Origin of the sequence: Limnobacter sp. 130, assembly GCF_902506325.1 — a bacterium.
Lineage (GTDB): Bacteria > Pseudomonadota > Gammaproteobacteria > Burkholderiales > Burkholderiaceae_B > Limnobacter.
Genome location: NZ_LR732328.1, coordinates 66,749 through 81,023, shown reverse-complemented (window position 1 = coordinate 81,023; position 14,275 = coordinate 66,749). Strand labels below are relative to the sequence as shown.

Genomic DNA, 14,275 nt, shown 5'->3' with positions numbered 1-14,275 from the left:
GGGGAGACATGAACTAGAAAATTCCCAACTTAATTCGTCTTCCAGAACCGATACTCAGCGCTGTATTTCACTTCCGCTTTTTCACCCACATTGTCGACTGTGCACTTTTTGGAAGGTGCAACACCGCCCTTGGTGTTCACACGCTGAACGTAGCTGATCGCGGTCAGCGCGCCAAGCCCGCCAGACACATCGGTCTTCACCAGTTGCAAGGGAATGTTTTTGCTGCTGTTGGGTGACACGGCCACTTGCGAGCCTGTTACAAACGATCCGTCTTTGTGGGTCCATCGCGCAGGCGGGCCAGAGTAATCGCCAATCTTTTCACCGCCTTGGTCGCTCAGGTCGGCCCGTGGACCAACCATGACCCACTTGTAGGTGGTGAGGGGGTCTTGTGCCTTGCTGCATCGGTATTCAATGGTCCCGCTGGCTTTGGTTTCCAGCACAAGGCTGTTGCCGGTGGCCACCTGGATTAGTGCTGGCAAATCTTTTTGTGATGCGCCGGTTTGCGCAAACAGCAAGCCGGGCGCAAAAGCCACAACGATACTCAACCATTTTTGGGGGATCATATAATTCACTCCGCTTTTTCATTCATGGCTTAAAGGGACTCCACCAGTTCATGAAAGTTCTAACGAATGAGCGAATGACAGGGCAGACAAAGTTTCTTAAAACACACCACGCATCATGTTCACCGCGATACCAAACACCACCACAGCAAACACTTTTCGCAGCAATGGCGCTGGCAAAACATGGGCGGCCCTGGCGCCTGAAGGTGCCAACAACACGCTGGCTACGACCGTGAACAGCAAAGCAGGTGTGTACACAAAACCAAGGCTGCCGGTGGGCAGGCCGGGTGCGGTCCAACCATTGAAAATGAAACCGATGGTTCCACCCAGGGCAATGGGAAAACCCATGGCCGATGCAGTGCCAATTGCATTTTTAATCGAAACATTGCACCACACCAAAAACGGTACGGTGAGTGCACCGCCGCCCACCGCCACCAACGAAGACGCAGTGCCAATGAATGTGGCCACGCCCATTTGCCCATTGCGCCCCGGCAACACGCGACCCGGTTTTGGCTTGTATTCAAAAAACATTTGAAAGGAGGCCAACCCCATGAACAGGGCGAAAAATACAATCAGGAAAGTGGTGGACACATGGCGCGCCAGGAATGTGCCAAACAGGGTGCCCAACAATATACCGGGAATGAAGTTTTTAACGACATCCCAACGCACCGCGCGGTGTTGGTGATGCGAGCGCACACTTGAAACCGATGTGAACAAAATGGTCGCCATGGAAGTACCCAGCGCCAAACGAAAGTTCCATTGCCCAGGCAGTGCCGCCAGCTTGAAGGCCCACACCAGTGCAGGCACCAGCACGCTGCCGCCCCCCACACCTAGCAAACCCGCCAGAAAGCCGGCAATAATTCCAATCGCAATGTAAGCCAGAACGGCCTGCACAGTAAAAATTTCAGCAAACAGTTCTGCGCCCAATTCGGCCTCGTGAGGTTAGGAAGTCTGTGAGCGCAACCAGCTCAAAGCGCCATCAAAACTTTGAAATTCGGACAATGAACGTGCTTGAACATTGGAGAATCGCTCGCGCACCATGCGAGTCAAGCTGTTGCCAGGCCCAGTTTCAAAGTACACCGTGGCCCCCATTTCCTGAGCAAGGTCCAGGGTACGTGCCCACTGCAAGGGCTCGGAAATCTGGCGTGCCAGGCAATCAATTGCGCCTGCGCTCGACTCGACCGGGCTGCCATCCAGTGCACTGAGCACGGGACAATCGAACGGCGCCCAACTTGCAGATTCCAGTGTGCGGCGATAAGCCACGGTGGCATCAATTAACCAAGGCGTGTGTGAAGGCACTTGCACATTCAAGTGCACCACATGCGCACCAAGCTCGCGTTCCATGCCCTTGCAAATCGATTTCATCACCGCAGTGGGGCCCGCCAACACGCCATGCTGTTCATCGTTCACAATGGCAACCGCCAGGCCATGTTCTTGTGCAATGGCATGTAATTTCTCAAGGCGAATTCCTTTCACCGCCATCATGCCGTGGGCGGGTGGTGCGGCCTGGTCCATACAGCGCGCACGCTTCACGGCCAAACCAACACTTTCCAATGCCTGCACACTGCCAGCCACCGCATGTGCAGTCAGTTCACCAATGCTGTAGCCCGCACTTAAATTCACATGAATGCCCTGTGCTTTTAACGCTTGCGACACGGCTGCACCCACCGCCACGATCAAAGGTTGCGCATGGGCATTGGCAAAACATTCGGCTGGATTTTGCGACACGGCCATTGCATCGAAAGGCATGGCATGAAGCAACGGTGCAAGCTGCGGCTCGATCAGGGGCTCTGCCAACAAACGCGGCAGCATGTCCAGTGTTTGGCTGCCCTGCCCGGGGCACAGGATACAAAGACTCATTGGCGGGCGGTCATGAAACGTGGCAACTCTGAATTCACCTGAACCAAGGCCTGCACAAACAGGGCCGCCGAAAGCAGGTCGGCACTGCCGCCGGGGCTTAACCACTGGGCCTCGAACTGTTCGCACAGGTGTTCCGCGCGCAGGCGCCAGCCAGGTGCAAACACACCGCCTTCAGCCAGGAACTGATCCACTTTGCCTTGTGCCCACTGCAGGCCTTTCAGGCCACCCCGATGCGCCAGGTTGGTGTCGGGCAATTTGCCAATGGTGCACACCAGGGCATGCAACTGCGCCTGCTCTTGCGAAAGCCCCTCGGACAAAGCCCAACGCAGTTGCGGCACCGTGGTCCAAAACAGCACCGGAAAACCTTCAGCTGCCTGCTCGCGGGCACCCGGCAAACCGAAAGCGTCCCTAACGCGCCGCCCGTGGGTGGGTGTGTCAGCACACAGAACCTGATCCTGTACACCTGCCAGTAGAATATTCACACCCCACTTGGCGGCCACCAAACGGCCCAAGCCAATCGGCTCGAAGCAACCGTATTCACGAAACTGCACCCCGGCAGCACCCGCCAGCAAACCCATCAGGAATATGGCGCCTTTGTGGGTGTTGACACCCGCTGTCGCCTTCAGCATGGCCTGCTCCGCAGACAAGCCCAGGCGTTGAAGTGTTCGAAACTCGGCGCCTTGAACACCCGCGGCGAAGCACTCGCCAAAGTAGCCTTGCAAAGCCTGAATGCTGCGCTTGAAGGTGCTGCAATTCATGTCGGCATGGCTGCCGTTTCGGCTGGGGCAAACCAGGCCAGGCTTGTATTCCAGCGCCACTTCCTGCAAAAGGGCATCACATGCCGCAGCATCAATTCGCGCTACGAGTTCTTTCATGCCGCACTCCCAACCGGGCAGGTGAATCCCGACCGATAATCAGTCAGTGACACCAACTTGACTTCACGACTGGTTTTGCTCAACAGCTGTGCATTGTGTTCAGGCAAGGCCCGACACAATTCGCGCCACGGCACTGCATGCCCACTGGGGCTGAGCACTTCACCGTCAACGTGAAATGCGGGGTGCCGGGTTTGCAAAGAATTCAAGTACACGCACAAATTTTCAGCATGCGACCAGGTCAACGGTTTGAACAACACATCCAGATCTGAATTCTCTGTGACACAGGGCAAACCGGTGAGGTGTTGCACAGCACTTGAGCCGTACACATGGGCAGAAATACCCTGTTCACCTAAAAAGGAATTCAGGGCAAGGGCACCCGCCTGCCAGTGCAGTGGCAATTGCGGCACCACATTGCTTAGGCCAGGCCCCTGCTGGTGTTTTTGAATGTCGCCCCTGTTCACGACAAATGACAATCGCCGCTTGCCCCAAGAGGCAGGTTCAGCCAAACCCACCCGAAGGCCAGTTGACTGAATTTCTTCCTGGCGGGCCACGATCAACGGATAACCGCCCAGCACCCAACGGTGCAACAAAGACAATGCACTGATGGGCTCCATGGGAGCAGGTCCGATGTAGTCGGCCTGCTTCACGGCATTCAGATTCAACCACACAAAATCGTGGCGATTGAACAGACTCATTGCTGACCCCTCATTGCGAGCCCAGCACACGTTCTATCACAACACCCGCCGCCTGTCGGCCACCCCGTTCTACACCACGCGCAATGCGGGAGTCTTTCGCGATCTCGCTACGCGACTTGCCCTGCAAATGTGCAATCGATTCGACCAGTTTTGCTGCGTAGTCACCTTGCCACACTGCATCCAGGTGCCCCATGCGGAAATAATTTTCTACGCCGGGCGAAAACACAGGCGACTGCTTGGCCAGTTCTTGCAAATGATCCAAAGGAATTTTCGTGATGCGCGACATGGCTGGCAGGTTCATGACTTTGATTTCTGCATCGGCCAGGGCATAGCAGGCATCGGCCATCATGCCGGTGCTGATGTAACCGCCGCTGACCGCCTCGCCGTACACCACGCTCACGATCACATGGCCACGCTGGCGTGCCAATTCAACAGCCTTGGCCAAGTGCGCCATGTAACCATTCAGGCCCATCAATTCATCGCGACGGCGAAGGCGTTGGCCTTGCGTATCGAGCAAAAACACAATGGGCTCGCCGGGGCGCTGCTTGATGGTTTCAATCACCACGCGCGCCATGGTCAGGGCCATGTCTGCACCCACCTCGGCTTTCTCGGCAGTGCCAATCACCGTCACTTCCTGGTTGCCGGCCGTTGCACGGCCATAAAAATGATCGGCCTCAAGGTACGCTGCTTTCCAGCCGTCACCGAACAAGGCATTCAAAACCTGGTCTCGATTCATCGCGCACCCCTTGCCACATTGCGGGCATTGGCCGTGGCATTTACAAATTCATCTGCAGGCATCAGGGCCAACTCCTCTGCTGTGGGCAAGCCCAAACGTTGCCAAATTTCTTTGGCATCCCTGCAATCGCCAAACTGCTGCAAGCGCTGGGTCAACATGGCGTGTTCAGCCTCCAGGTTTTCCAGATCAAAATTCACTTTGTCAGAATCGAGCGCAGTCAAGGCCGCGTTGCGAAAAGCGTCGGTGTCATCGGCCACCAAGGCTTGAATGTCGCCCATCACGTAACGGTGTTTGCCACCGCTGACCCGCCACACCAAAGCACGGTCGCGTGAGTCGAATTCTTCCACGCCATACACGGTTTCAATGACCTCCGGGCCCGACATGGCCAAGCGCCCTTCTTCCGACATGATCAGCACATCGCAGCAACGTGCAATCAAACCCGTACCGCCGAAGCAACCCGCCGAACCACCAATCAGGCCAATGAACTGCACACCCTGTGCACGCGCCGAACACACAGCCCGCATAATCTCGGACACCGCGATCAAACCGGCATTGGCCTCGTGCAGGCGCACGCCACCACTTTCGAAAATCAGCAACACGGCACGTGGTTTTTCTTGCACGGCCTTGGCGATCAGCGCAGTAATTTTTGCGCCATGCACTTCGCCAATGGCACCGCCCAAAAACTCACCTTCCTGGGCTGCCACCAGCACAGGTACGCCACCCAAAGTGGCGCGTCCAATGACCACGCCATCATCGAATGCAACAGGTTGTTCAAGCAACGCCATGTGGGGACTGCTGATGCGATCAGACGGCTTCAGGATTTCCTGAAAACTGTCCGCGTCGCACACAGCCTGCACACGGTCGCGTGCGCTGGCTTCCAGAAAACTATTGGCCATGTTTGTTCTCCCATGCCTCGATGGCTTGGTCCAGGCGCAGGCTGACCACAGCCGGTGTTGCGCCCACATCGTGAATTTCAATTTTCAAACCACCTGCGTTTTTGCGTTCAACAAAATCGGTCAACACAGCTTGCCAAATTTGGCCGAAGCCGCGTGCCGAGGTTTGAATGTCCACTGAACAATGTGCGCCATCGCTGCCTTTCTCCAGCAACACTTCGCAATTGCCGCTGGCTGTAACACCCACCAGTACCGCATCACGTTGTGCCTGTTGGGCCTTGCTGGGCAAGTTGTATTTCAGTTGTTCCATACTCATGATGAAAACCCCTTACCAGTTGCGGAAACGGCTGGGCGGGTTGTACAAACCACCTGAAGCACGCACCAAATCTTTGACGGTTTTTGCAGCCAGCAAATCGCGGGTGGCATCGCGCCGGGCAATGCCCAAATCTTCTGCACGCTTGATCACACCACGTGCGCGCAATTCTTCCACCTTTTTCTTGTCGCGGGCCATGCCCACTTCGGTGTAGCCGGCCACGCCACGAATGGCTTGCTCGCGCTCTTCTTCACCACGACACAGCAGCAAATTGGCAATGCCTTCTTCGGTCACAATGTGGGTTACATCGTCACCAAAAATCATCACCGGCGGGTTGTTCAAACCCATGCTGTCGGCCAAATCCCAGGCGTCAAGTCGCTCAACAAAAGCTGGGGCCATGTGCTCGCGGAATGTTTCTACCATTTGCACCACCAGCTTTCGGCCACGCGGCATGTGCTTGGGGTTGGCCTGCGCTTCACGCCCAGCCTTTACCCAGGCTTCGCTTTCATGCCTGCGGCCACGCGCGTCGGCACCCATATTGGGTGCACCGCCAAAGCCGGCGATTCGGCCTTTGGTGGCTGTGCTGCTGTTGCCGTAGGTGTCAATTTGCAAGGTTGAACCAATGAACAGGTCGCAGGCGTAATGCCCTGCCGCCTGGCAAAACGCGCGGTTGCTGCGCATGCTGCCGTCGTTGCCAGTGAAGAACACATCGGGCCTTGCAGCAATGTATTTTTCCATGCCCAATTCACTGCCGAAACTGTGCACACTTTGTACAAAGCCTGCTTCAATCGCGGGGATCAATGCGGGGTGTGGGTTCAGTGCCCAGTTGGTACAAATTTTTCCCTTCAAACCCAATTGCTCACCGTAAGTGGGCAACAGCAATTCAATGGCTGCGGTGTCAAAACCAATTCCGTGGTTCAAACGCTTTACGCCATACTCCGCGTAAATGCCCTTGATCACCATCATGGCCATCAACACTTGTATTTCAGAAATTTGTGCCGGGTCGCGTGTAAACAAAGGCTCAATGTAATTCGGGCGCGGTGCATGAATTACAAAATCAACCCAATCTCCGGGTACATCTACACGCGGCAGTGTGTCGCGTATTTCGTTCACCTGCACAATCACAATGCCGTTTTTGAAAGCCGCGGCTTCCACAATGGCAGGTGTGTCCTCGGTATTAGGCCCTGTGTACAAATTGCCTTGGGCATCTGCAGCCTCGGCTGCAATCAAGGCCACATTGGGCGTTAAATCCACAAAGTAGCGACCAAACAATTCCAGGTAGGTGTGAATGGCATTGATCTTGATTTTCCCGGCGCTGACCAGGTTGGCCAGGCGCGCGCCTTGTGGCCCGGAAAATGAAAAATCAATTTCCTTTGCAATGCCTTTGTCGAACAACGCGGTGTGTTCGGGCAAAGCCACCACCGACTGCAACAGGTGCAAATCATGCACTTGTTGCGGGTTCACTTTGGCCAAACATTGCGCCAAAAAGTCGGCCTGCTTTTGGTTGTTGCCTTCCAGGCAAACTCGGTCGCCGGGCTCAATCACACTTTCAAGCAAGGCCACAGTTTGATCGGCCTTCACCACCTTGCCTGAACTTCCACCGGCAAGGTGGGCAGCGCGGCCCAACCGGGCCGCCTTGGATTGTTGCCCTTGGCGCCATGCAGTGTTGGTTATGCTCATTGTATTTGTCCTGCTTAGTAGTCGTACAACATGTCGGGCAGGAACATCACGATGTCGGGGAACACAGCCAGCAAAGCGATGTAACCCGCAATAATCAGGATGAACGGAATAATGCCCTGGAAAATTTCACCGAACTTGATGTCGGGCGCAATGCCGTTGATCACGAACAGGTTCAAGCCCACAGGCGGAGTAATCAAGCCCAGTTCCATGTTGATGGTCAAAATAATGCCGAACCAGATTGGATCAAAACCAGCAGCCAGAATGGGCGGCAAAATCACCGGCGTGATCATCAGGATAATGGCCACAGGTGGCAGGAAGAAACCCAACACCAGCAACAACATGTTGACCCAGAACAGCAAAGCCCACTTCGACATTTCCAGTGCCACCAGCCATTCAGCCATACTTTGGCTAATACGCAGATAGCTCATCACGTAGGTGAACAGGAAGGACATGGCGATGATCATCATGACCATGCAGCTTTCTTTCGCTGTGCCTGTAAAAATGGCGCGAAGGTCGGTCCACTGGTAGCACTTGTACAGTGCAATCACCAAGATAAGCGCGGCAACTGCACCCACACCGGCCACTTCTGAAGGTGTACCGAAACCGCCGTACATGGCACCCATGATCAGCGCAATCAACAGCAGAAAAGGCAGCAGACGCGGCAGCGACTCCATCTTTTCTTTCCAGGTGAAGTGCTCTTTCTGGGCCACTTTGGCAATTTCTTCGGGGCTTGCAGTTCTCATCCATTCGTGGCGGTCGCGAATGTATTTAATGACCACCCACAGCGAAAACAGCACGGCCAGCAAGAAGCCGGGAACAATACCCGCGACAAACAACTTGCCGATGGACTGCTCGGCCATGACCCCATAAATAATCAAGGTAATGCTGGGTGGAATCAAAATACCCAAAGTACCGCCCGCAGCGATCAAGCCAGATGCCAAGGCACCACTGTAACCACGCTTGCGCATTTCAGGAATTCCCATGCCGCCAATGGCTGCGCAGGTTGCAGGGCTTGAACCACACAGCGCTGCGAAAATGGTACAACCCATTACGTTGGCCACACCCAGGCTGCCTGGCATGCGGTACAACCAGCGGTAGGCCGATTCATACAAATCCACCGCCGCACGGGTTTTGCCAATGGCAGCCCCCATGAGAATAAACAGCGGAATGGTCAACAAGGTGAAGTTTTCAAGTTCACCGAAAATTGTTTCTGCAATCAAATGAATATTGGTCGCAGGCATGAAAAAATACATGATGATCACGGCCGATGAACCCAGCGCAAACGCAATGGGCATGCCCGAGAACAGCAACACCAATGTCAGGGCCGTGTAAATCAGGCCAATTTCGACGACGCCCATATTAGCCCCCTTGTCCGCTTGTGGTTGCGTGCCCGTGCTTTGGCAATTCAGGGGCCTTGCCCATCAAGCCTTCCACGATTTGCACAATGAATTGCAGTGTCAGCAACAGCATGCCAAACGCCATAAAAAAGTAGGGAATCCACAACTTGGGGCCCCAGGTCGAGCTGGTCGCCCAGCCCTGATCCCAGGCCTCATGGCAATACACTGCGGACAAGTAAGCCACCAGGCCACAAAAAAGCATCGACAAAATATCGCCCAACAACAGGCGAATTCGACTTGCTCGCTTTGACATGATTTCGTCAAGAATTTCAATGCCCACATGCCCACGCTCGCGCTGTGTGTGCGCAGCGGCCAGGAAAGTGGCAGCAATCAACATGAAAATGCTGAGTTCGATGACCCAGTCATTTGAAATATTCAGGATGTATCGTGTTACGACTTCGTACACCAGTACGAGTGAACAAATCAAAATCAGAAGTGCGGACAAGTAGGCCATGGCTTGGTTGAAGCCGCGCACCGTGCCGCTGAACAGTCGCCACAATGGGTTGTTCATAGTTTTCTCCGAGTGGAACTTGAACACCAAACCCAAATCTTGTCGAAATAGGTTTGGTGCGCTTTGCTTTGCTTAACTGCTTTATTTAACGGCAGTGGCCATGTCCAACCACTTCTGGCCATCTTTCACTTCTTCAGCGAAATCTTTCCAGGCGGATTTCTCGGCAACAGCACGCCACTTGGCGAAAGTTGCATCGTCCATGGCGTAGGCTTTCTTGCCTGCTTTCTTCCACACTTCAGCAGCCATCTGGTCGTCTTTCTTGGACTCTTCGATAGAGAACTTTTCCAGACTTGCACCCACTTCCATCACCGCTTTCTGTTGAGCGGGTGTCAGGCGGTCAAAGGTTGACTTGGCCATCAAGAGGGGTTCAAACATGAACCAGAAAGAATTCTGGCTGGCGTCGGTCAAGTGGTCGCCCACTTCTTCCAGACGGAAAGAAATGATGGACGTGCTGGATGTGACAGCTGCGTCCAACACGCCGGTTTGCATGGCGCTGTAAACTTCGTTGGAAGGCACGTTGGTGATTGAACCACCAGCACCTTTCAACATCAAATCCATGTGCTTGGAAGCACCGCGAATTTTCACACCCTTCACATCATCGGGGGCCAATACTTTTTTCTTGGAAGCAATACCACCGGCTTGCCAAATCCAGGTGACCACTTTCACGCCTTTGCTTTCCAGCAATTTTTCCAGCTCATTGCCGATAGGCTGGCCTTTCCAGCGGTGGCCTTGTTCGTAGCTGGTGATCATGCCGGGCATCAAGGTGATGTTCACCTGTGGAATTTTTCCGCCTTCGTAGGCCAGTGGGTACAGGGTCATGTCCACAGAACCATTCTGCAAGGCACCAAACTGCGCAAAGGTTTTAACCAGCGAGCTGCCGGGGAAAATTTCAAACTTCAGACTACCATTGGTTTTCTCGGATACTTCACGCGCAAACTTGCGCACCAGGCGATCGCGGAAATCGCCTTTTTCTTCCGTACCGCCTGGGAACTGGTGCGATACCTTGATGGTGGTGGTTTGTGCCGACACTGTGTTGACGAAACCAAATGTGATTGCTGCTGCGGCCATACCGGCCACCAGGGGTTTGATCATGAACTTCATGAGTAAGTCTCCTTTCTGCTTCTAATAATTGGACGCTATTGAATCAGGTGAGTGATTCGCCAACGCTTTCCACATCCGAACGAAATTTCTGAGTTCGTTCAATAATTCCCGGACAACAGTGAGCCGAAGCCCGGGGCATAGGTCTTAAGACCCAATTTCTTTAACATCATGTAAGTGGTTGCAACCGAAGAAGACAATACGGGCATACCCGCGCGGTCTTCGATTTGCTGAATGGAGGCCAGCGATGGCATTTGCACACAGGCCGAGGCCACAATGGCGTCTACATTGGCTGTGTTCAGTTTTTTGGTGTGCTCAACCGGGGCCAGCGGGTTCAACAAACCCACTTCCAAATTATTGGATACTTCCAGTGAAATGCTGTCGAGCACCTCGATGCCCTCATGCTCAATGTAGTCCACCACCAACTGGGTCAGTGGTTTCATGTACGGTGTCAGAATGGCCACCTTCTTGGCACCAATCGCTTTCAAACCATCCACCAGGGCACCCGCACTGGTCACTACTGGCGCAGGGCCACCGGCCTCTACCGTACGGCCATGCAAACGCGCTTCCGATTTTTTGTGATAACCCAAACCCATGCTCATGATCGCAACCAGGCAGGCATAGCCCAGCACATCCACACGGGCATCGGCCAACTCAAGCGCACAACGGTCAGAGTCGGAGTCCATCTTGGCCAACTCTTCTTTGGTCACATGTTGCATGCGCATGCGGCTTGAATGGAAGGTGAAACGCTCGGCTTCCACGGCTTCGCGTGCACGCAGAATCGCTGGAATTTCTGTTTCCATGGTGGTGTTAGAACTTGGCACAATTTGGCCAATGCGGTAAATCTTGCTCATTGAATACTCCGTGTGTGTGGGCCTAAGTTGCCACTAAGTTGCCAATTAGCTCGCCAACTGGCGGGCCAGGTCCACAAAGTCTTGTGCTACAAAATCGAACTCCCCTGCCTCAACAGTGGGCAAAGACACATGCTCGCCAAATTCAAAGGGGCGCATCACATAGGCGGTGCGCATGCCTTGCGCTTTGGCAGCGCGCAAATCGCTGGGGTGTGAAGCACACAACATCACTTGCTCAATGGGCAAGTTCAGCAAGCCGGCCACGCCATGGTAGGTTTCCGGGTCGGGCTTGTAGTGCTTGAACAGTTCGGCCGATACAATGCAGTCCCACGGCAGGTGGGCATTTTTGGCCATGGCAGTGAGCAATGAAAAATTGCCATTTGAAAGCGTTGTGATGGTGAATTGTTTTTTCAGGGCATGCAGGCCAGCCACGGTGTCGGGCCAAGGCGCAAGGCGGTGCCATACCTTGTTCAGGTTTTCGCGTTGTTCATTGCTCAATCGAGTCAAACCAAATTGCTCAACGATGGAGTCGAGAATCATGCGGTGCAGGCTATCGATGTGCATCCAGGGCAATTCACCTTTGCGCACGCGGTCCATGGCAGGCGCGTACCCTGCGCGCCAGGCATCGGCAAACGCCAAAGCATCCACCTGAATGTTCAGGTGCTGGGCGATCAATGCGACTTCGCGTGCAACACTGCCGCGCCAGTCTACAACCGTGCCAAAAACATCAAATGCAAGCGCTTTGACAGCGCTGGCTGCGTGACTCATCCATGTCTCCTCAAGGTTCCCCCGAAACTCATTGTGTTTGGGGCTGTGCTCTCTTATGATTGTATATAGAGCATCGCATTTTGCATGCGTTATTTAATTTCTTGTATACAAGACTAATTCCGCTCGTATACATTGTCAATAACGCTGATTCATTTTTTTTATTACCCCATGAAGAAAAAACTGTCAGAAGACGTACGGGACCAAATCGAAGAGTTGATCGCTTTTGGCAAGCTGCCACCAGGCGACCATCTTGATGAAACCGAGCTGGCAGAACGCTTTGGTGTGTCTAGAACTCCCATTCGTGAAGCCCTGAACCAACTGGCCACAGCTGGTTTGGTCGAACTGCGCGCGCGCCGCGGCGCCGTGGTGGCGCAGTTCAGCGCCCAGCAACTGGTGGAAATGTTCGAGGTGATGGGCGAATTCGAAGGCATGTGCGGCCGCCTTGCGGCCCGCCGCCTGACCGACGAAGAGCAAAAAGAATTGCTGGCCGTGCACGAAGAATGCAAGGCAGCCATTACCAAGGGTGGCGACCCCGACGAGTACTACCAGCTCAATGACAAATTTCACGGTGTCATTTACCGGGGCAGCCACAACGATTTTTTGCGGGATCAGGCGTGGGGGCTTCGCCGCAGGCTGCGCCCTTACCGGCGCTTGCAGTTGCGTGTGCGCGGCAGAATTCCGACTTCATTTGATGAACACGAAGCCATTGTGAAAGCTATTTTGGCTGGCGATGGAGACATCGCCAATGAATTGCTGCGCAGCCATGTCATGGTGCAAGGCCAGCGCTTTGCAGACTTGGTGGCTTCGCTGCCTTTGCTGAAGGCCAAGTCAGCAGCTTAAGGTTGTTCTTGCTTAAACCTTCGGCCTGGCCAAGTCAAAATTGCTGCGGGTGGTGCAATAGCCATCACCCGTCAGCTTGCCCACTGCGTCCAGCAGATCGTTGGCGATTCGGCCTTCCCGCATGGCGGCTTCGCTCACTTCCACGCCCAGTACATCCAGCAGCATCATCGAGCCGCCCATGGGGCCCTCACCAACCAGCTTCACTTCGCGCAAATTGCATTCGAAGCGCACCAGTGCCTCTTCTACACCGGGTGCTGCCACAGCCTTGCTGAGCGATTTTTTCAAGCCTGCTTTTTCGAACTCATCCACTTCAGGCGGAAAATCGCCACAACTGGTGTTCATGGCGTCCACCAACACATGGCTAACTACATTCACCACGCATTCACGCGTGGTTTGTAGATTGGTGAGGGTGTCTTTCTCGGCGCGGTTACGCGGGTTGACTTGCACCACGCACAACACGGGCGGCTTGCAACTGGCCACGGTGAAAAATGAATACGGTGCCAAATTCGCGATGCCGTTTTCACTTAGGGTACTGACCCAGGCAATGGGGCGTGGCACCACAGCACCGGTGAGCAGCTGGTAGTTGTCGCGAGGGCTGATTTCTGAGGTGTTGAAGTACATAGGGTCCCTTCTTTAATCGGATGCATGCTTCAAAGTGACCGGCTGCACCGCAGCCTCTCCCAAATACACCATGCCTTCCTGAATGGTGCAGGCCAAACTCATGTTGCGCTGGGCAAGACCTGCCAGTGTTGCACCGTCTTCAACGCTCAGTTGCAGCACCTGGACTTTGTCCAGTTTGTTCAACCAGTCCTGATTTTGTCTCCACCACACTTCTGCTGAACGGGTGTAACAGTAAATCACCACGCGGTCTGAACGGCCGCAGGCTTTGCGAATTCGGCTTTCGTCGGGCTGGCCCACATCGACCCACACCTTGATTTGCCCCGTGGGGTCGACTTCCCACACCGCAGCCTCTTCTTCAGCCGACAAACCTTTGCCGAATTGAACGTCTTGCCCGGCATGCATGGCAAAGGCCAGCAACCGAACCATCATGCGCTCTTCAGTTTCAGAAGGGTGCAAGGCTAGCGTAAGGGGGTATTGGGCAAAGTGGTTGCGGTCCAGATCGGACACATCCAGTTGAACTTTGTAGACAGTGGCTCGAAGGGCCATGGGGCGACTCGCGGTTTGAAACATTCAAACC

General features: G+C 54.4%; 17 protein-coding genes. 1 reads left to right on the top strand and 16 read right to left on the bottom strand.

What is annotated here, in order from left to right; genetic code table 11:
• Positions 1–29: 29 nt before the first annotated feature.
• The 14 genes from FRIGORI9N_RS00365 to FRIGORI9N_RS00300 form a co-directional block, all read right to left on the bottom strand.
• The gene (locus FRIGORI9N_RS00365; protein ID WP_159567939.1) at positions 30–563 is read right to left on the bottom strand and encodes a DUF3455 domain-containing protein; all 534 of its coding nucleotides are present in this window, start codon (positions 561–563) and stop codon (positions 30–32) included.
• 96 nt (positions 564–659) lie between these two features.
• The gene (locus FRIGORI9N_RS00360; RefSeq protein ID WP_236550764.1) at positions 660–1,487 is read right to left on the bottom strand and encodes a sulfite exporter TauE/SafE family protein; all 828 of its coding nucleotides are present in this window, start codon (positions 1,485–1,487) and stop codon (positions 660–662) included.
• A gap of 15 nt (positions 1,488–1,502) precedes the next feature.
• Positions 1,503–2,420: an acyltransferase domain-containing protein gene (locus tag FRIGORI9N_RS00355; protein WP_159567938.1), complete on the bottom strand. Its 918-nt coding sequence runs from the start codon at positions 2,418–2,420 to the stop codon at positions 1,503–1,505.
• Positions 2,417–3,295 (bottom strand): triphosphoribosyl-dephospho-CoA synthase, encoded by an 879-nt coding sequence (locus FRIGORI9N_RS00350; protein WP_159567937.1) that lies wholly within the window; start codon positions 3,293–3,295, stop codon positions 2,417–2,419. Before FRIGORI9N_RS00350 ends, FRIGORI9N_RS00355 begins: the two co-directional genes overlap by 4 nt.
• Positions 3,292–3,990, bottom strand: a complete 699-nt coding sequence (gene mdcG, locus FRIGORI9N_RS00345; protein ID WP_159567936.1) for a malonate decarboxylase holo-[acyl-carrier-protein] synthase — start codon at positions 3,988–3,990, stop codon at positions 3,292–3,294. Before mdcG ends, FRIGORI9N_RS00350 begins: the two co-directional genes overlap by 4 nt.
• 10 nt (positions 3,991–4,000) lie before the next feature.
• Positions 4,001–4,726 (bottom strand): biotin-independent malonate decarboxylase subunit gamma, encoded by a 726-nt coding sequence (mdcE, locus tag FRIGORI9N_RS00340; RefSeq protein ID WP_159567935.1) that lies wholly within the window; start codon positions 4,724–4,726, stop codon positions 4,001–4,003.
• On the bottom strand, positions 4,723–5,622 hold the full coding sequence (locus FRIGORI9N_RS00335) for a biotin-independent malonate decarboxylase subunit beta (RefSeq protein WP_159567934.1): 900 nt from the start codon (positions 5,620–5,622) through the stop codon (positions 4,723–4,725). Before FRIGORI9N_RS00335 ends, mdcE begins: the two co-directional genes overlap by 4 nt.
• Positions 5,612–5,935 (bottom strand): malonate decarboxylase acyl carrier protein, encoded by a 324-nt coding sequence (mdcC, locus tag FRIGORI9N_RS00330; RefSeq protein WP_371717122.1) that lies wholly within the window; start codon positions 5,933–5,935, stop codon positions 5,612–5,614. The genes FRIGORI9N_RS00335 and mdcC overlap by 11 nt, the downstream gene beginning before the upstream one ends.
• Positions 5,936–5,947: 12 nt before the next feature.
• Positions 5,948–7,612, bottom strand: a complete 1,665-nt coding sequence (gene mdcA / locus FRIGORI9N_RS00325; RefSeq protein ID WP_159567933.1) for a malonate decarboxylase subunit alpha — start codon at positions 7,610–7,612, stop codon at positions 5,948–5,950.
• A gap of 14 nt (positions 7,613–7,626) precedes the next feature.
• Positions 7,627–8,970, bottom strand: coding sequence for a TRAP transporter large permease (locus tag FRIGORI9N_RS00320; protein ID WP_159567932.1), 1,344 nt, complete (start codon positions 8,968–8,970; stop codon positions 7,627–7,629).
• Between the two features lies 1 nt (position 8,971).
• Positions 8,972–9,520 carry a TRAP transporter small permease gene (locus FRIGORI9N_RS00315; RefSeq protein WP_159567931.1) on the bottom strand — a complete coding sequence of 183 codons (549 nt, stop codon included), beginning with the start codon at positions 9,518–9,520 and terminating at the stop codon, positions 8,972–8,974.
• Positions 9,521–9,601: 81 nt separating this feature from the next.
• Entirely contained in the window at positions 9,602–10,621 is a 1,020-nt protein-coding gene (gene dctP / locus FRIGORI9N_RS00310; RefSeq protein ID WP_159567930.1) for a TRAP transporter substrate-binding protein DctP, read from the bottom strand.
• Positions 10,622–10,719: 98 nt separating this feature from the next.
• A complete protein-coding gene (locus FRIGORI9N_RS00305; RefSeq protein WP_159567929.1) occupies positions 10,720–11,472 on the bottom strand; it encodes an Asp/Glu racemase in 753 nt (250 codons plus the stop codon).
• A 45-nt stretch (positions 11,473–11,517) separates the two neighbouring features.
• Complete coding sequence (locus FRIGORI9N_RS00300) at positions 11,518–12,237, bottom strand: haloacid dehalogenase type II (RefSeq protein ID WP_159567928.1); 720 nt, start codon at positions 12,235–12,237, stop codon at positions 11,518–11,520.
• Positions 12,238–12,405: 168 nt separating this feature from the next.
• Here FRIGORI9N_RS00300 and FRIGORI9N_RS00295 point away from each other — a divergent pair, with 168 nt between their 5' ends.
• Positions 12,406–13,077 (top strand): GntR family transcriptional regulator, encoded by a 672-nt coding sequence (locus FRIGORI9N_RS00295; RefSeq protein WP_159567927.1) that lies wholly within the window; start codon positions 12,406–12,408, stop codon positions 13,075–13,077.
• Between the two features lie 12 nt (positions 13,078–13,089).
• Here the strand turns inward: FRIGORI9N_RS00295 and FRIGORI9N_RS00290 are convergent, their stop codons facing one another.
• Complete coding sequence (locus FRIGORI9N_RS00290; RefSeq protein ID WP_159567926.1) at positions 13,090–13,698, bottom strand: flavin reductase family protein; 609 nt, start codon at positions 13,696–13,698, stop codon at positions 13,090–13,092.
• Between the two features lie 12 nt (positions 13,699–13,710).
• Positions 13,711–14,268, bottom strand: a complete 558-nt coding sequence (locus FRIGORI9N_RS00285; protein ID WP_236550763.1) for a YaeQ family protein — start codon at positions 14,266–14,268, stop codon at positions 13,711–13,713.
• Positions 14,269–14,275: the final 7 nt, after the last annotated feature.